The 16977-nt window shown below is 66.3% G+C and carries 15 protein-coding genes and 1 tRNA gene; 9 read left to right on the top strand and 7 right to left on the bottom strand.

The features are described 5' to 3' along the window. Positions 1–41: 41 nt before the first annotated feature. Positions 42–1160, bottom strand: coding sequence for a tRNA guanosine(34) transglycosylase Tgt (tgt, locus tag DBY63_RS21555; RefSeq protein ID WP_007162952.1), 1119 nt, complete (start codon positions 1158–1160; stop codon positions 42–44). Between the two features lie 10 nt (positions 1161–1170). Next, positions 1171–2214, bottom strand: a complete 1044-nt coding sequence (gene queA / locus DBY63_RS21550) for a tRNA preQ1(34) S-adenosylmethionine ribosyltransferase-isomerase QueA (RefSeq protein ID WP_108582818.1) — start codon at positions 2212–2214, stop codon at positions 1171–1173. A gap of 106 nt (positions 2215–2320) precedes the next feature. Between queA and DBY63_RS21545 the strand changes: the two genes are divergently transcribed. Further along, positions 2321–2405 (top strand) — tRNA-Leu (locus DBY63_RS21545). Between the two features lie 108 nt (positions 2406–2513). On the opposite strand, the gene DBY63_RS21540 is transcribed toward DBY63_RS21545, so the two are convergent. Then, entirely contained in the window at positions 2514–2843 is a 330-nt protein-coding gene (locus DBY63_RS21540; protein ID WP_027602459.1) for a DHCW motif cupin fold protein, read from the bottom strand. Between the two features lie 204 nt (positions 2844–3047). Here DBY63_RS21540 and DBY63_RS24915 point away from each other — a divergent pair, with 204 nt between their 5' ends. The 3 genes from DBY63_RS24915 to DBY63_RS21530 are packed head-to-tail and all read left to right on the top strand — an operon-like array spanning position 3048 to position 4147. Continuing rightward, the gene (locus DBY63_RS24915) at positions 3048–3224 is read left to right on the top strand and encodes a hypothetical protein (RefSeq protein ID WP_158541740.1); all 177 of its coding nucleotides are present in this window, start codon (positions 3048–3050) and stop codon (positions 3222–3224) included. 35 nt (positions 3225–3259) lie between these two features. Continuing rightward, entirely contained in the window at positions 3260–3769 is a 510-nt protein-coding gene (locus DBY63_RS21535) for a hypothetical protein (RefSeq protein WP_108582817.1), read from the top strand. A gap of 57 nt (positions 3770–3826) precedes the next feature. Beyond that, positions 3827–4147 carry a hypothetical protein gene (locus DBY63_RS21530; protein WP_007162970.1) on the top strand — a complete coding sequence of 107 codons (321 nt, stop codon included), beginning with the start codon at positions 3827–3829 and terminating at the stop codon, positions 4145–4147. A 19-nt stretch (positions 4148–4166) separates the two neighbouring features. Here DBY63_RS21530 and lptG read toward each other — a convergent pair whose 3' ends face one another. Together lptG and lptF are read right to left on the bottom strand one after the other, a co-directional pair. Continuing rightward, positions 4167–5228: an LPS export ABC transporter permease LptG gene (lptG, locus tag DBY63_RS21525; RefSeq protein ID WP_007162971.1), complete on the bottom strand. Its 1062-nt coding sequence runs from the start codon at positions 5226–5228 to the stop codon at positions 4167–4169. Next, positions 5225–6337 (bottom strand): LPS export ABC transporter permease LptF, encoded by a 1113-nt coding sequence (gene lptF / locus DBY63_RS21520; RefSeq protein ID WP_027602457.1) that lies wholly within the window; start codon positions 6335–6337, stop codon positions 5225–5227. The genes lptG and lptF overlap by 4 nt, the downstream gene beginning before the upstream one ends. Positions 6338–6508: 171 nt before the next feature. On the opposite strand from lptF, the gene DBY63_RS21515 reads away from it, so the two are divergent. From DBY63_RS21515 to DBY63_RS21495, 5 genes are all read left to right on the top strand, one after another. Next, positions 6509–8008 carry a leucyl aminopeptidase gene (locus DBY63_RS21515; protein WP_027602456.1) on the top strand — a complete coding sequence of 500 codons (1500 nt, stop codon included), beginning with the start codon at positions 6509–6511 and terminating at the stop codon, positions 8006–8008. Between the two features lie 212 nt (positions 8009–8220). Continuing rightward, positions 8221–8649 carry a DNA polymerase III subunit chi gene (locus tag DBY63_RS21510; protein WP_027597232.1) on the top strand — a complete coding sequence of 143 codons (429 nt, stop codon included), beginning with the start codon at positions 8221–8223 and terminating at the stop codon, positions 8647–8649. A 4-nt stretch (positions 8650–8653) separates the two neighbouring features. Next, positions 8654–9016, top strand: a complete 363-nt coding sequence (locus DBY63_RS21505; protein ID WP_027597233.1) for a hypothetical protein — start codon at positions 8654–8656, stop codon at positions 9014–9016. A gap of 87 nt (positions 9017–9103) precedes the next feature. Beyond that, complete coding sequence (locus DBY63_RS21500) at positions 9104–11935, top strand: valine--tRNA ligase (RefSeq protein WP_108582816.1); 2832 nt, start codon at positions 9104–9106, stop codon at positions 11933–11935. A gap of 52 nt (positions 11936–11987) precedes the next feature. After that, positions 11988–12284, top strand: coding sequence for a winged helix-turn-helix domain-containing protein (locus tag DBY63_RS21495; RefSeq protein WP_042136335.1), 297 nt, complete (start codon positions 11988–11990; stop codon positions 12282–12284). 3 nt (positions 12285–12287) lie between these two features. On the opposite strand, the gene DBY63_RS21490 is transcribed toward DBY63_RS21495, so the two are convergent. Both DBY63_RS21490 and purL read right to left on the bottom strand, forming a co-directional pair. Then, positions 12288–12602, bottom strand: a complete 315-nt coding sequence (locus tag DBY63_RS21490; protein WP_108582815.1) for an NGG1p interacting factor NIF3 — start codon at positions 12600–12602, stop codon at positions 12288–12290. Positions 12603–12771: 169 nt separating this feature from the next. Continuing rightward, positions 12772–16671 (bottom strand): phosphoribosylformylglycinamidine synthase, encoded by a 3900-nt coding sequence (purL, locus tag DBY63_RS21485; RefSeq protein ID WP_108582814.1) that lies wholly within the window; start codon positions 16669–16671, stop codon positions 12772–12774. Between the last annotated feature and the right edge of the window lie 306 nt (positions 16672–16977).

Raw genomic sequence — 16977 nt, 5'->3', positions numbered from 1 at the left:
CGCGCGAGCGCCGTTTCGCCAGGGCGATCGGACAGGGGCTTTCAGCTGTCGAGCGGCGGCGTAGGCAGGCCGCGCCGAGCATAGAAGGCGTCCACAAAGTCGGCCAATTTACCCTCTTGGATAGCCTGGCGCAAACCGGCCATCACGCGCTGGTAATACCGCAGGTTGTGGATCGTATTCAGCATACTCCCCAGCATTTCCCCGCATTTATCCAGATGGTGCAGATAGGCCCGGGAGAAATGTTTGCAGGTGTAACAGTCGCAGGTAGGATCCAGTGGCGTCTCGTCGTGACGGTGCACGGCATTGCGCAGCTTGAGGACACCGGTGTCGATGAACAGATGGCCGTTGCGCGCGTTGCGGGTGGGCATCACGCAATCGAACATGTCGACGCCACGGCGCACGCCTTCCACCAGGTCTTCCGGCTTGCCCACGCCCATCAGGTAGCGCGGCTTGTCCGCCGGCAGGTGCGGCGGCAGGAAGTCCAGCACCCGGATCATCTCTTCCTTGGGCTCGCCCACCGACAGGCCGCCGATGGCGTAACCGTCGAAGCCGATGCCTTCCAGGCCCTCCAGGGACCTCAGGCGCAGCTCTTCGTGCATGCCACCCTGGACGATGCCGAACAGCGCCGAGGGGTTGTCGCCATGGGCTTCGCGGGAGCGCTTGGCCCAGCGCAGCGACAGCTCCATGGAGCGGCGCGCGGTGTCGAAGTCGGCAGGATAAGGGGTGCACTCGTCGAAGATCATCACGATGTCCGAGCCCAGGGCGCGTTGCACCGCCATGGACTCCTCGGGCCCCATGAAGACCTTGGCACCGTCCACCGGCGAGGCGAAGTAGACGCCCTCCTCCTTGATCTTGCGCAGCGCGCCCAGGCTGAACACCTGGAAGCCGCCCGAATCGGTGAGGATCGGCCCCTGCCACTGCATGAAGTCGTGCAGGTCGCCATGGCGCTGGATCACCTCGGTCCCTGGGCGCAGCCAGAGGTGGAAGGTGTTGCCGAGGATGATCTGGGCGCCGATGTCGGCGACGCTGTCGGGCAGCATGCCCTTGACCGTGCCGTAGGTACCGACCGGCATGAAGGCCGGGGTCTCGACCACGCCGCGGGGAAAGGTCAGGCGACCGCGACGGGCCTTGCCCTCGGTGGCCAGCAATTCGAAATTCATGAAACTCATATCAGCTCTCCGGGCCCTGGGCCCCGGGATTGCGGGTGATGAACATGGCGTCGCCATAACTGAAGAAGCGATAGCCCTCGGCCACGGCCGTGGCATAGGCGGCCATGGTCTCGCGGTAACCGGCAAAGGCCGACACCAGCATCAGCAGGGTCGACTCGGGCAGGTGGAAGTTGGTCACCAGCGCATCGACCACGTGGAAGGGCCGACCGGGATAGAGAAAGATGTCCGTCTCGCCGGCGAAGGCCTTGAGCTCGCCGTCACGGGCGGCGCTTTCCAGCGAACGCACGCTGGTGGTGCCAACGGCGATCACCCGGCCACCCCGGGCGCGGCAGGCGGCCACGGCATCCACCACGGCCTGGTCGACCTGCAGCCACTCGCGGTGCATGTGGTGGTCTTCGATCCGTTCCACCCGCACCGGCTGGAAGGTGCCGGCACCGACGTGCAGGGTGACGAAGGCGGTCGCCACGCCCTTGGCGCGGATGGCCTCCAGCAGCGGCTCGTCGAAGTGCAGTCCGGCAGTGGGCGCGGCCACGGCGCCGGCATTGCGCGCATAGACGGTCTGGTAGCGCTCGCGATCCTCGGCTTCGTCAGGCCGGTCGATATAGGGCGGCAGCGGCATGTGGCCGACCCGCTCCAGCAGCGGCAGCACCGGCTCGGCGAATTTCAGCTCGAACAGCGCCTCGTGGCGCGCCACCATCTCGGCCTCGGCGCCGCCGTCGATGAGGATGCGGCCGCCCGGTTTGGGCGACTTGCTGGACCGCACATGGGCCAGCACCCGCTCCTCGTCCAGCACCCGCTCCACCAGGATCTCCAGCTTGCCGCCACTGGCCTTCTGGCCGAACAGCCGCGCGGGTATCACCCGGGTGTCGTTGAACACCATCAGGTCGCCGGGCCGCAGATAGCCCAGCAGATCGGCGAAGTGACGATGGCTGAGCTCACCGCTGGGGCCGTCGAGCACCAGTAATCGACTGCCGCGGCGCTCGGCCAGCGGATGACGGGCGATGAGGGATTCGGGGAGGTCGAAATGGAAGTCGGCGACGTGCATGGCAGGTAGATCTCGAAAGGCCGCACAGCTTACCGGAAGCGGCCTTTTTCACCAACGCACTTTGGATTGACCGGGCCTGCCCGCGTCCCTATACTCCGCCGCCATTGCCCCGGTGGCGGAACCGGTAGACGCGGCGGATTCAAAATCCGTTTCCGAAAGGAGTGGGAGTTCGAGTCTCCCCCGGGGCACCAAGCTGTACCTTCCAGGCCTTCTCCGTGTTGGCTGGAGGCCGAAGAAACCGCCCCTTGAGGCGGTTTTTTTGTGCCTGGGGCGCCCGGGTTGCGGCCTCGAGACGAGCCTCAGTCCACGATGAACAATCTGGCGCCAATCGCGGTAGAGGATCTGTGGGCCTCGGCATTGTCGGCCACTTGGTAGCTCATGCCAGCGGTCAAGGTGAAGACGCGACCATCGACCAGCTCGGTATCCAATCGACCGTCCAGGCACAGCAGGATGTGCCCCTTGCTGCACCAGTGATCGGCAAGGTAACTCTCACTGTACTCGACCATGCGGACTCGTATTGCCCCAAACTGGCAGGTACGCCAAACAGCCGAGCCGGTCGTTCCCGCATGGACTACAGGTTCGATTGTCGACCAATCAGTGATTCCGAATGGAATGTCGCTCAGTTGCATGACGGCCTCTATCAGGACAGGAGGGGTATGGTACCCGGGCAGCAAGACGGTCAATTCATACAGATTGGCCGAATTTGCGAGATACGCAGCCTTGGAGGGTCTCCACTCGCTGCGCCTTCTGTACCTTTACGAATGCGCCGCCCCGTTGATCAGGCACGCTCTTGATCACCCCACTCCCGCTTTCATCATGAGGAAGGATGCCTGTTGAAGTTGAAATGGATATTGCTTGGCCTCGCACTGCTACTGTCCGGCTGCAGTCACTACAGCGATGCCGGCCCGATCTGCGAGCCGAGTCCGCTGAGCGGTGAGGACTGCCAGAAGCGGCAGCCGGTCGGGAATTACCTGATGGACAAGTATCACGAATGGGAACGCTACCAGTAGGCTCGCATTCTCGATCTGTTTAGCGAGGGCTAGGTATGAGGCGAACCGCACCACTGCTGATCGTCCTGTTGCTTGGACTGCAAGGCTGCGCCGTACAGCAACCGGCCCAGCCAGCCGGTGCAGCTGTCGACCTGGATCGCTCGCCCAGCTGGACCCTGCAGGCACGGTTGCACAGTGCGCTCTATGGCTGCGAATTGCTGGTGCTGCACGGCAACAATGCCCGCCTGGCGGGCGAGCTGGGGCGCTTGGCGGACTTTCGCCAGCGGCTGAACAGCTGCCAGACCCAGGCCGCTGCCGAAGAAAAGCAGGCTACGGGCCAGTTACCCACCGGCCAGGATCGCCTGCTGCGCAATGCGCAGAAGGCCTACCTGATCGCCTGGCAGCGCTATCTGGCCGGACTCACCATCGATCATCCGGCCGATCTGCAGCAGAAGCAGTCTTATCTTAAGGCGCGGTCAGCGCTGCTCGAGGTGGCGTCAAAACGCCGGGACATCCGCGCTGAGCCCGGCAAACGACCGGATAGCCAGCTGACAACCGGCAGCTGAAACCCGAGGGCAAAGCATGCAATAGTAAGACATCGATACGGACGCGAGATCTTGCGCATGGAAACGCTCTCCCCTCTCTCCCAGGTGGCGGTCAAGGACCTGGAAACGGCCCAGACCCCCGCTCGCTTCTCCACCGCCTTCATCGAGCGCCTGCTCTCGCGTTGCGAGACGCGCATGGACGAGATGGAAGCCTGCCCCGACATGAGCGCGGATCTGCGCCTGATCCACATGCAGAACGTCGATCTGCTGGTGCGTACCGTGGTGGGCGAATGCCGCCATCGGGATCAGATCCGCCGCGTGCAGCGAATCCTGAGCTTCTGCGAAGCCCACGCCGGCTGGCTGCAGCCGCAACCGGTCGTGAGCAAGGGCGCCGCCTAGCGGACGGCGCCGCCGGGCCCTAGCCGGCCCGGCGCAGCAAGAGCACCCCGGCCACGGCGCAGAGCAGCGCCGGTGCCAGCACGGCCAGCAGCGGCGAGAAGCCGAACACCAGGCTGGACGGCCCCAGCAGATCCTGGAAGATCCGCAGGGCGAAGCCGATGATCACCCCGGTGAAGATCCGCTGTCCCAGGGTCACCGAGCGCAGCGGGCCGAAGATGAAGGAGATCGCCATCAGCACCAGGGCGGCGGTCACCAGCGGCTGGAAGATCTTCGACCAGAACGCCAGCCAGTAGCTCTTGTTGCTCAGGCCCTGATCGGCCAGGTAGTGGATGTACCACCACAGCCCGGAGATCGACAGCGCATCCGGCTCCATGATCACGGTGTCGAGCACCTGCGGGGTCAGCTCGACGTTCCAGGTGACCTTGGGTTCCTGGCGCACACTGGTCTGGCGATTGCCGAAGTCGGTGATGCTGACGTTTTCCAGCTCCCAGTGATCGCCACGATAGATGCCGCGCTGGGCGAAGCTGGATTGCAGCAGGTGGCGATTATCGTCGAATTCGTAGCGCGTCACGCCCAGGAGCAGGCCATTGGGCTGCACCGCGTTGACGTGGGTGTATTCGTGCCCCTGACGATGCCAGAGACCGTGGCGCGAACTCTGTGCCTTGCCGGCGCTCTGGGCCAGGGCCCGACCGCTCTGCGCCAGGTTCTCCGACCAGGGCGCCACGTACTCGCCGATCAGGATGCCGGCGATGAGCAGCACGAACATCGGCTTCATCACCGCCCAGACGATGCGCCCCAGGGAGACGCCAGCGGCGCGCATCACGATCAGCTCGCTGCTGCTGGCCAGGGTGCCCAGGCCGATCAGGCAGCCGATCAGCGCGGCCATGGGCAGCATCTCGTAGGCCCGGCGCGGCGTGGTGAGCAGGACGAACTTGAGCGCCTCGGCGACGCCGTAGTTGTCGTCGAAGTCGCCGAGCTGGTCGATGAAGGCGAACAGCAGGGCCAGACCGACGATCACCCCCAGTACCGCGAGGATGCTGACGAAGACGGTGCGACCTATGTACCAATCGAGCTTGTTCATGCCGCTACCTCCGGCTTGTGACCGCGCAGACGCGCCTTGAGCGGTTCCCAGAAGGCCAACAGCAGGCCGAGTACCAGGAACAGCAGGTGCACGCCCCACAGCCCGATGGCCGGCGGCAGGCGGCCCTTGTCCAGGGCGCCACGGGCGGCGATCAGCAGCGACAGATAGGCCATGTACAGCAGGATCGCTGGCAGCAGCTTGAGGAAGCGGCCCTGGCGCGGATTGACCTTGGCCAGGGGCACGGCGATGAGGGTGACGATGAAGACCAGGATCGGCAGCGACAGCCGCCACTGCAGCTCGCCGCGGTACTGCAGGTCGTTGCTGCGCATCAGCTCGCCGGTGGTCACGGCATCACGCTCGCTGATGTCCTCGCTGACCGCGGGCTTGGGCAGGAGCACACCGTAGGTGTCGTACTGCACCGCGCGGTAGTCGGCCTGGCCCGGCACGCCGTCGTAGCGGAAGCCGTTCTGCAGGATCAGGTAGCGACTGCCGTCCGGGTGGATTTCCTGCCGGCCGGTGTCGGCCACCAGCACGCCCACGCCACGGTCCTTGCCGCCGGCGGTGGAGGTGTTGCGCTCGGAAATGAAGACCCCGCCCAGCTGGCTGCGATCCGCCGACAGGCGCTCGGTGTAGGTGACGCGAGAGTTGTCCCTCAGGGACTGGAAGCGACCCGGTTCGAGGGTATCGAACTCGGTCATGGCATCCTGCTGGTTGAGGATGGTGGTGACCTTCTGCACGCCCAGGGGCGCCAGCGACAGACTCAGCCAGGCGACGATCAGGGCGACCACCGCGGCCGGGGCCATGCTGTAGGCCAGCAGGCGGCGCGGACTCATGCCGGTGGCGGTCAGCACGGTCATCTCGCTGTCCAGGTACAGCCGACCATAGGCCAGCAGGAAGCCGAGAAACAGGCCCAGCGGCAGGATCAGCTGCAGGAAGCCGGGGATGCGATAGGCCATGATGAGCAGGAGCACGCCCGGATCCAGCAGGCCCTGGGCCGCCTGGGCCAGGTACTTGATGAAGCGGCCGCTCATGATGATCACCAGCAGCACGGCACTGACCGCACCGAGGGTGGTGAGAACTTCTCGAGACAGATAGCGGAAGACGATCAAACAGGATTCTCCAGGGTTGTCAGGCTCTGGCGCGAACGCTCACACTAGCTCGGCTGCATGGCTTGCGTTGCAAGGCCCACCCGTTGAAGGCCGATCGCCGGGAAAGGCCCTGGCGAAAGCCCCGCATTATATCCTGCGAACTCATGTGTTTGTCTTGGGGAGCTTCTCCTAATGGAATTCGTCGTCAAAAACGCTCGTCCGGAAACCCTGAAAACCGCCACGCTGGTCGTGGCCGTCGGTGAAGGCGGTGCGCTCGACGCAGCGGCCAGCGCCGTGGACGCCGCCACCTCCGGCGCCCTGAGCGCGGCGGTCAAGCGCGGCGACATCGCCGGCAAGGCCGGCCAGACCCTGCTGCTGACCAATCTGCCCGGCATCAAGGCCGAGCGCGTGCTGCTGGTGGGTAGCGGCGCCAGTGAAGGGCTTTCCGACCGCCAGTACCGCAAGCTGGCCAGCGGCGCCCTGGGCGTGCTCAAGAGCCTGGGCGGCAGCGACGCCGCCATCGCCCTGGGCGATGTGCCGGTCAAGAATCGCGACGGCTATGCCCGTCTGCGCCTGCTGGCCGAGACCCTGGCCGATGGCGACTACGTCTTCGATCGCTTCAAGAGCAAGAAGGCCGAGCCGCGGCCGCTGAAGAAGCTGACCCTGGTCACCACCAAGGCCTCCCAGCCGGAAGCCGAGCGCGCCCTGGCCCATGCCCTGGCGATCACCCACGGCACCGCCTACGCCAAGGACTTCGGCAACCTGCCGCCGAACGTCTGCAACCCGGTCTATGTGGCCGATCAGGCCAAGGCCCTGGGCAAGCAGTTCAAGGACGCCGGGCTCTCCGTCGAGGTGCTCGACGAGAAGAAGATGCGCGAACTGGGCATGGGCTCCTTCCTCGCCGTGGCCCAGGGCAGCGCCCAGCCGCCGCGCCTGGTGGTGCTGCAGTACAAGGGCGGCGCCAAGAATGCCCAGCCCTACACCCTGGTCGGCAAGGGCATCACCTTCGACACCGGCGGCATCAGCATCAAGCCCAGCGCCGGCATGGACGAGATGAAGTACGACATGTGCGGCGCCGCCAGCGTCCTGGGCACCTTCCGCGCCCTCATGGAACTCAAGCCGGCGATCAACGTGGTAGGCCTCCTGGCCCTGGCCGAGAACATGCCCAGCGGCACCGCCACCCGTCCGGGTGACATCGTCACCAGCATGAGCGGCCAGACCATCGAGATCCTCAACACCGACGCCGAAGGCCGCCTGGTGCTGTGCGACACCCTCACCTACGCCGAGCGCTTCCAGCCCAAGGCGGTGATCGACATCGCCACCCTCACCGGGGCCTGCATCACCGCCCTGGGTTCGCTGGTCTCGGGCCTGATGGGCAACGACGACGCCCTGATCGACCAGGTCAAGCAGGCCGGCGATCGCGCCGACGACCGCGTCTGGCAACTGCCGTTGCACGACGAGTACCAGGAGCAGCTGGACAGCCCCTTCGCCGACATGGCCAACATCGGCGGCCCCAAGGCCGGCACCATCACCGCCGGCTGCTTCCTGGCGCGCTATGCCAAGGCCTATCCCTGGGTCCACCTGGACGTGGCCGGTACCGCCTGGATCAGCGGCGGCAAGGACAAGGCCGCCACCGGTCGCCCGGTCCCGCTGCTGGTGCAGTATCTGCTCGACCGCACCGCCGAGGCCTAAGCACCTGTTCAAAGTCTGCTGCGCGTCGGCCAAACGGCGTTGAAAAGACCTTCGGAATGCTCATTTACGTTTTGTAAACTCCGCTTCCTCAGGTCTTTTCGCCTTGTTTGGCTCTAGCTCGCGAGACTTTGAACACGTGCTAACGCCTATAGAGGCCGCGACGCCACTGCGTCGCGGCCTTGCCGCTTCCCTCCCCTTCTTCGTGATCCGCCATGACCCGTGTCGACTTCTACGTTCTGCCTTCCACCGATCCCGCGGCGCGGCTGGCCTTCGCCTGCCGGCTGGTGGACAAGGCCTGGAAGCAGGGCATGCCGGTCTATGTACATTGCGCCGACGCCGAGCAGCGCCAGCGCCTGGACGAGCAGCTGTGGGCGTTCCGTCCCGACAGCTTCGTTCCCCACGATCTGGCGGAGAACGCCAGCGACAGCCCCGTGGTGCTGGGTCTGACCACGCCCGCCGAGCAACAAGGCGAGCTGCTGATCAACCTCAGCCTGGCCCCGCCGCCCTGCCATGCGGGTTTCGCCCGCATCGCCGAAGTGGTCGTCGAAGCCCCCGAAGTGCGCCAGGCGATGCGCGAAGGTTTTCGCTTCTACCGCAAGCTTGGCTATGCTCTACAGGACCATCAGCTGTCACGTGTCTGATTTCATGACCAGCACCAAGCCTCCCGCGCACGTCCTGCAAGACCTCGAAGCCATCCGCCAGGTGCTCGACAAGAGCCGTAGCGCGGTCCATCCGAGCAGCGTCGATGGCATCCCCATCCTCTCCGACGTCATCGCCCCCAGCGCCGAGCGGCTCAAGGCCATCCCACCGCTGCTCGACCAGATCGTGCCGGACGTCATCGAAGAGGTGACGCCCAGCGCGCCCCACGAAGACCTGGCCCAGGTGCGTCTGCGCCAGGAGGCGCCGGCCATCCTCCAGGAACTGCTCGACGAACAGTTGCCGCGCCTGGAAGCCGAACTGCAGCGCCGCCTGCAGCAGCGCCTGGAAGAATTGCTGCAGCGTCCCTGAGCCCGGGGCGCCAAGGCGCCCTGCCGTCGGCGGGCCGGAGTCGCTATACTCGGAGGCTTTCCTCTTCCAGCGACAAAAGCCCCCTCCATGGACAAGACCTACCAGCCGCACGCCATCGAAACCTCCTGGTACCAGACCTGGGAACGCCAGGGCTATTTCGCGCCCCAGGGGTCGGGCGAGCCCTACACCATCATGATCCCGCCGCCGAACGTGACCGGCAGCCTGCACATGGGCCATGGCTTCAACAACGCCATCATGGACGCCCTGATCCGCTTCCGCCGCATGCAGGGTCGCAACACCCTCTGGCAGCCGGGCACCGACCACGCCGGCATCGCCACCCAGATGCTGGTGGAGCGCCGCATCGGCGCCGAGGGCCTGTCGCGCCATGACCTGGGCCGGGAGAAATTCCTGGAGAAGGTCTGGGAATGGAAGAACGAATCCGGCGGCAACATCAGCCGGCAGATCCGCCGCCTGGGTTCCTCGGTGGACTGGTCGCGCGAGCGCTTCACCATGGACGACGGCCTCTCCGAGGCGGTCAAGGAAGCCTTCGTACGCCTGCACGAGGACGGCCTGATCTACCGCGGCAAGCGCCTGGTCAACTGGGACACCAAGCTGCACACCGCCATTTCCGACCTGGAAGTGGAAAGCCATGACGAGAAGGGCCACCTCTGGCACCTGCGCTATCCGCTGGCCGATGGCGCCCGTACCGCCGAGGGCATGGACCATCTGGTGGTCGCCACCACCCGTCCCGAGACCCTGCTGGGTGACGCCGCCGTGGCCGTGCACCCGGAAGATCCGCGCTACAAGGACCTGATCGGCCAGTACGTCGAGCTGCCCCTGGTGGGCCGTCGCATCCCCATCGTCGGCGACGACTACTGCGACCCCGAATTCGGCACCGGTTGCGTCAAGATCACCCCGGCCCACGACTTCAACGACTATGAAGTCGGCAAGCGACACAACCTGCCGCTGATCAACGTCTTCGACGCCGATGCGGCAGTGCTGCCCGGCGCCCAGGTGTTCAATCTGGACGGCAGCGTCAACGGTATGTTCGACGCCACCCTCCCCGCCGCCTACGCCGGTTTGGACCGCTTCGAGGCGCGCAAGCGCATCGTCGCCGACCTGGACGCCGCCGGGCGCCTGGAAAAGATCGAGGACCACGCGCTCAAGGTGCCCAAGGGCGACCGCTCCGGCACCGTGATCGAGCCCTGGCTGACCGACCAGTGGTACGTCTCCACCAAGCCCCTGGCCGACAAGGCCATCGCCGTGGTCGAGAGCGGCGAGGTGCAATTCGTGCCCAAGCAGTACGAGAACATGTACTTCAGCTGGATGCGCGACATCCAGGACTGGTGCATCAGCCGCCAGCTCTGGTGGGGCCACCGCATTCCCGCCTGGTACGACCAGGCCGGCAACGTCTACGTCGGTCGCGACGAGGCCGAGGTGCGTGCCAAGCACGACCTGGGTGACATCGCCCTGCGCCAGGACGACGACGTCCTGGACACCTGGTTCAGTTCCGGCCTGTGGACCTTCTCCACCCTCGGCTGGCCCGAGCAGACCGAGGCGCTGAAGACCTTCCACCCCACCGACGTGCTGGTCACCGGCTTCGACATCATCTTCTTCTGGGTCGCCCGGATGATCATGCTGTCCACCCACCTGACCGGGCAGATCCCGTTCAAGACCGTCTACGTCCACGGCCTGGTGCGCGACGGCCAGGGCCAGAAGATGTCCAAGTCCAAGGGCAACGTGCTCGATCCGCTGGACATCGTCGACGGCATCGACCTGGACACCCTGCTGCAGAAGCGCACCAGCGGCCTGATGCAGCCCAAGCTGGCCGAGAAGATCGCCAAGCAGACCCGCGCCGAATTCCCGGACGGCATCGCCAGCTACGGCACCGACGCCCTGAGATTCACCTTCTGCTCCCTAGCCACCACCGGCCGCGACATCAAGTTCGACATGGGTCGCGTCGAGGGCTATCGCAACTTCTGCAACAAGCTGTGGAACGCGGCGAACTTCGTCATGGAGAACGTCGAGGGCCAGGACACCGGCGTCAACGACGAACCCGTCGAACTGTCCTCGGTGGATCGCTGGATCATCTCCCAGCTGCAGCGCACTGAGGCGGAGGTGACCCGTCAGCTCGACGCCTTCCGCTTCGACCTGGCCACCCAGGCGCTCTACGAATTCGTCTGGGACGAGTACTGCGCCTGGTACCTAGAGCTGGTCAAGCCGGTGCTGTGGGACGAGAACGCCTCCCTCGAACGCCAGCGCGGCACCCGCCGCACCCTGGCGCGGGTGCTGGAAGTGGTGCTGCGCCTGGCGCACCCCTTCATGCCCTTCATCACCGAGGAAATCTGGCAGCGCCTCAAGGCGCCGGCCGGCGTCCAGGGCGAGACCCTGATGCTGCAACCCTGGCCGGTGGCAAACGAGGCGCGCATCGACGTCGCCGCCGAAGGCGACATCGAGTGGGTCAAGGCGCTGATGCTGGGCGTGCGGCAGATCCGTGGCGAGATGAAGATCTCCATGGCCAAGCGCATCGACATCATCGTCGCCAACGCCAGTGCCGAGGACCAGCGCCGCCTGGCCGATTTCGAGCCGCTGCTGAACAAGCTGGCCAAGCTGGAATCGGTCCGCGTGCTGGCCGCCGGTGAAGAAGCGCCGATGTCCGCCACCACCCTGGTCGGCGAGATGGAAGTGCTGGTGCCCATGGCCGGCCTGATCGACAAGGACGCGGAACTGACGCGCCTGGACAAGGAGATCGGCCGCCTGGAAGGCGAGGTCAAGCGCGTCGGCGGCAAGCTGGGCAACGAAGGCTTCGTCGCCAAGGCGCCCGCCGAGGTCCTGGAAAAGGAACGCGCCAAACTGGCCGAGGCCGAACAGGCCTTGGCCAAGCTGGTGGACCAGCGGCAGCGCATCGCCACCCTCTGATGCCCCTGAAGCCCACCCTCGCGGTGGGCTTTTTATTGCCAGGACGATTCTCATGGACGTGAGCAAGACCAAGACCAGCTTCTATCGCCGTCTCTATGTAGCCTGGCTGGTGGCCAGCGGTACCGCCACCAGCGTGCCGGCCCTGATGGCCGCCACCGGCATGCCGCGGCGCACCGCCCAGGACACCCTGGTGGCGCTGGCCGATCTGGATATCGACTGCCAGTTCGTGCAGGGCGAAGGCGCCCGCAACAATGCCGGCGGCTATGAGATTCGCGACTGGGGCGCGGTGGATCCGCGCTGGATCGAGCGTGAGCTGGCGCGGATCAAGACGGTCCTGGGCTATCCCTGAACCCTAGACATCCAGCACCTGCATCACGTCATAGGCCGGCGTCTCATAGGGATGCGCCGTCTTGAGCGCCGCCACGGCCTGACGGGCGAGCTGTTCGTCGGCCAGCACCAGCTCCACCCGCCATTCCTCCACCCGTTCGAGACTGCCCTGCTCGCCCAGATGCGGCTGGCTGCCCGCTAGCGGACGGAATTGGCCGAGGCCCCGGACCTGCCAGCAGCAGCTGTCATAGCGGCCGATGCGACCGCCGCCCACGGCGAAGATCGCCTGCTTGACGGTTTCCAGGTGGGAGTCGGGGACGTAGAAGCAGAGTTTGAGCATGGAAGTCGCTCTCGGGCTGGGCGGCCCTCACCCCAACCCTCTCCCTGAGGGAGAGGGGGTAAGAGCGCAGCGGCGGACGCCTGGTGGCTCGCCGTCGGTTTGGAAGAAGAGCGTATGAGCCAGGCTCACCCGACCGCAGGTCGAGCAAGCCTGGCCAGGCGCCGAACCCTCAGTCCACCCAGACCCGCGCATTGCGGAACAGGCGCATCCAGCCGCCGTCCTCGCCCTGCCAGTCGGCCGGGATCCAGGAGTTCTGCACGGCCCGGAAGCAGCGCTCGGGGTGCGGCATCATCAAGAGCACGCGACCGTCCTGGCTGGACAGACCGGTGATACCCAGCGGCGAGCCGTTGGGATTGGCCGGATAGGTCTCGGTGACCTTGCTGTGACCATCGACATAGCGCAGCGCCACGGTACCGGAGACGTCGGCGGCGACCAGCGCCTGCTGATTGGGGTACTCGGCGAAGCCTTCGCCGTGGGCGATGGCGATGGGCAGCCGCGACCCGGCCATGCCGGCGAGGAACAGCGACGGCGAATCCTGCACCTGGACCATGGCCACCCGCGCCTCGAACTGCTCGGAGCGGTTGCGCACGAAGCGCGGCCAGAATTCGCTGCCGGGCACCAGCTCGCGCAGGTTGGCGACCATCTGGCAGCCGTTGCACACGCCCAGGGTGAAGGTATCGGTGCGCTCGAAGAACTGCTGGAAGCCGTCACGGGCGCGGGCGTTGAACAGGATGGACTTGGCCCAGCCACCGCCGGCGCCGAGGACGTCGCCATAGGAGAAGCCGCCACAGGCCACCACACCCTTGAAGTCCGCCAGGTCGATGCGCCCGGAGAGGATGTCGCTCATGTGCACGTCGATGGCGGCGAAACCGGCGCGATCGAAGGCCGCACCCATCTCCACCTGACCGTTGACGCCCTGCTCGCGCAGGATGGCGACCTGCGGCCGCACGCCCTTCTTGATGTAGGGGGCGCAGATGTCTTCGTTGGGGTCATAGGCCAGCTTGGCCGACAGCCCCGGATGATCCTCTTCCAGCAGGGCATCGAATTCCTGCTGGGCGCACTCGGCGTTGTCGCGCAGGCGCTGGATCTGGAAGCTGGTCTCGCTCCAGACGCGCTGCAGCATGCGCCGCTCGGCCCGGTAGAGGTGCTCGTCGTGGTAGTGGATGTTGATCTCGTAGCCGTTGACCGGGTTGCCGATGACCGCCACGCAGTCTTCCAGACCGGCCGCGCTGAACTGGGCCAGCACTTCATGGGTGAAGTCCTGGGGCACCTGGATGACGGCGCCCAGTTCTTCGGCGAACAGCGCACGGGTCAGCTCGTCACGGTCGGCGGCCAGGGCATCCAGGCGCAGGGCCAGGCCGCAGTGACCGGCGAAGGCCATTTCCACCAGGGTGGTGATGAGGCCGCCGTCGGAACGGTCGTGGTAGGCCAGCAGCAGGCCGTCCTGGTTGAGGCCCTGGATCACGGCGAAGAAGGCCTTGAGGTCTTCGGCTTCGTCGACGTCGGGAGCCTGCTGGCCGAGCTTGCCGTGGGTCTGGGCGAGGATGGAGCCGCCCAGGCGATTCTGGCCGCGACCCAGGTCGATCAGGATCAGGTCGGTCTGGCCCTTGTCCAGGCGCAGCTGCGGGGTCAGGGTGCGGCGGATGTCCTGCACCGGGGCGAAGCCGGTGATCACCAGCGACAGCGGCGCGGTGACGCTCTTGTCTTCGCCGCCGTCCTGCCAGCGGGTCTTCATGGACATGGAGTCCTTGCCGACCGGGATGGTGATGCCCAGCTGCGGGCACAGCTCCATGCCCACCGCCTTGACGGTTTCATAGAGGCGCGCGTCTTCGCCCGGGTGGCCGGCAGCGGCCATCCAGTTGGCGGAGAGCTTGATGTCGCCGAGCTTCTCGATCCGCGCGGCGGCCAGGTTGGTGACCGTCTCGCCGATGGCCATGCGGCCCGAGGCAGGGGCGTCGAGCAGCGCCAGCGGGGTGCGCTCGCCCATGGCCATGGCTTCGCCGGTGTGGACGTCGAAGCTGGTGGCGGTCACGGCGCAGTCGGCCACCGGCACCTGCCAGGGGCCGACCATCTGGTCGCGGGCGACCAGGCCGGTGATGGTGCGGTCGCCGATGGTGATCAGGAAGCTCTTGCTGGCCACGGCCGGGTGACGCAGGACGCGCTCCACCGACTCGGTCAGGTCCAAGCCGGCGCCGTCGAAGGCGTCGCCCAGTTCGGCTTCACGGGTCGCGCTGCGGTGCATGCGCGGCGGCTTGCCGAGCAGGACGTCCAGCGGCATGTCCACGGCGTTGTTGCCGAAGTGGCTGTCGGCCACGGTCAGCTGGCGCTCCTCGGTGGCCTCGCCGACCACGGCGAAGGGGCAGCGCTCGCGTTCGCAGATGGCCTTGAAGGTCTCGAAGTTCTCGGCGTCCACGGATAGCACATAGCGCTCCTGGGACTCGTTGCACCAGATCTCCAGCGGGCTCATGCCCGGCTCGTCGTTGGGCACGTTGCGTAGCTCGAAACGACCGCCGCGACCGGCATCGTTGACCAGCTCGGGGAAGGCGTTGGACAGACCGCCCGCACCCACGTCGTGGATGAAGGTGATGGGGTTGTTTTCACCCAGCTGCCAGCAGCGGTCGATGACCTCCTGGCAGCGGCGCTCCATTTCCGGGTTCTCGCGCTGCACCGAGGCGAAATCCAGGTCGGCGGAGCTGGCGCCGGTGGACATGGACGAGGCCGCGCCACCGCCCAGGCCGATCAGCATGGCCGGGCCGCCCAGCACGATGAGCTTGCCGCCCACCGAGATGTCGCCCTTCTGCACGTGGTCGGCGCGGATGTTGCCCAGGCCGCCGGCGAGCATGATCGGCTTGTGATAGCCACGCACCTCGGGACCGCGGGGGGTCTCGACCTGCTGTTCGAAAGTACGGAAGTAGCCGGCCAGGGCCGGACGCCCGAATTCGTTGTTGAAGGCGGCGCCGCCGAGCGGGCCTTCGATCATGATGTCCAGCGGGGTGACGATGCGCTCGGGCTTGCCGTAGGGCTGTTCCCAGGGCTGCTCGAAACCGGGGATGTTCAGGTTGGAGACGGTGAAGCCGGTCAGGCCCGCCTTGGGCTTGGAGCCGCGACCGGTGGCGCCTTCGTCGCGGATCTCGCCGCCGGAGCCGGTCGAGGCGCCGGGGAAGGGAGCGATGGCGGTCGGGTGGTTGTGGGTCTCCACCTTCATCAGGATGTGCACGGGTTGGCTGTGCGCGCCGTACTCGCGGGACTCGGCGTCGGGGTAGAAGCGCCCGGCGGTGAAGCCTTCCATGACCGCGGCGTTGTCCTTGTAGGCGGACAGCACGCCGGTGCGGTTCATCTCGTAGGTGTTCTTGATCATGCCGAACAGGGACTTCTCCTGGCTCTCGCCGTCGATGTCCCAACTGGCGTTGAAGATCTTGTGCCGGCAGTGCTCGGAGTTGGCCTGGGCGAACATCATGAGTTCGACGTCGTGGGGATTGCGCCCCAGGGCGGTGAAACTCTTGACCAGGTAGTCGATCTCGTCTTCGGCCAGGGCCAGGCCCAGCTCCAGGTTGGCCTGCTCCAGGGCCGCGCGACCGCCGCCGAGCACGTCCACCGCGGTGAGCGGCTTGGGCGTGGCATGGCTGAAGATGTCGGCGGCGGCGTCCAGGGTCGGCAGCACGCGCTGGGTCATGCGGTCATGCAGGGCCGCGGCCAGTTGCGCATGGGCGGCGGCGTCCAGCTCGCCGGCAACGTAGTAGGCCACGCCGCGCTCCAGGCGCTCGATCTGCGCCAGGCCACAGTTGTGGGCGATGTCGGTGGCCTTGCTCGACCAGGGCGAGATGGTGCCCAGGCGGGGCACGATGAGGAACAGCGCGCCGCTGGGTTCCTGCTGGGGGACGCTGGGGCCGTATTGCAGCAGTCGGCCGAGGATGCCCTCTTCCTCCGCGCTCAGGGTGCCGGCGACTTCGGCGAAATGAACGAACTCGGCATAGAGCCCGGAGACACCGGGAACCAGGCGAGTCAGCTGGTCGAGAAGTTTGCCGTGACGGAACGAAGAAAGAGCGGGAGCGCCGCGCAGGATCAGCATCGGGGACAGCCTCGGGGCCAAGTCACTTTGGGGCCGTGCATTCTAGCCTAAAGGCGCGCCGGGGACACCTTCCGGCGACGAGGGTTCATCCAGCCTTACCACCACCCTTGTATGTATAAAATGGGCGCTTTGCCACTTCTCGCGTATACTGCCCGCCGATACGGCCTGCCGCGCCCCATGGACGCGGCTCCACATTGGGCTCAGGATAGAGCCTTTGGCCGGACCGGTGGCGCGGAGCGTCCCGACTATAACGAGTGCCCGGAGGGGCCGACCGATGAGGCGCGTCAGCAAGGCGCCAGTGCCGTT

This window comes from Pseudomonas sp. RIT411 (assembly GCF_003057735.2).
GTDB lineage: Bacteria > Pseudomonadota > Gammaproteobacteria > Pseudomonadales > Pseudomonadaceae > Chryseomonas > Chryseomonas oryzihabitans.
Note: the sequence above shows the minus strand (reverse complement) of the source record. Positions and strands in the feature narration are given on the sequence as shown.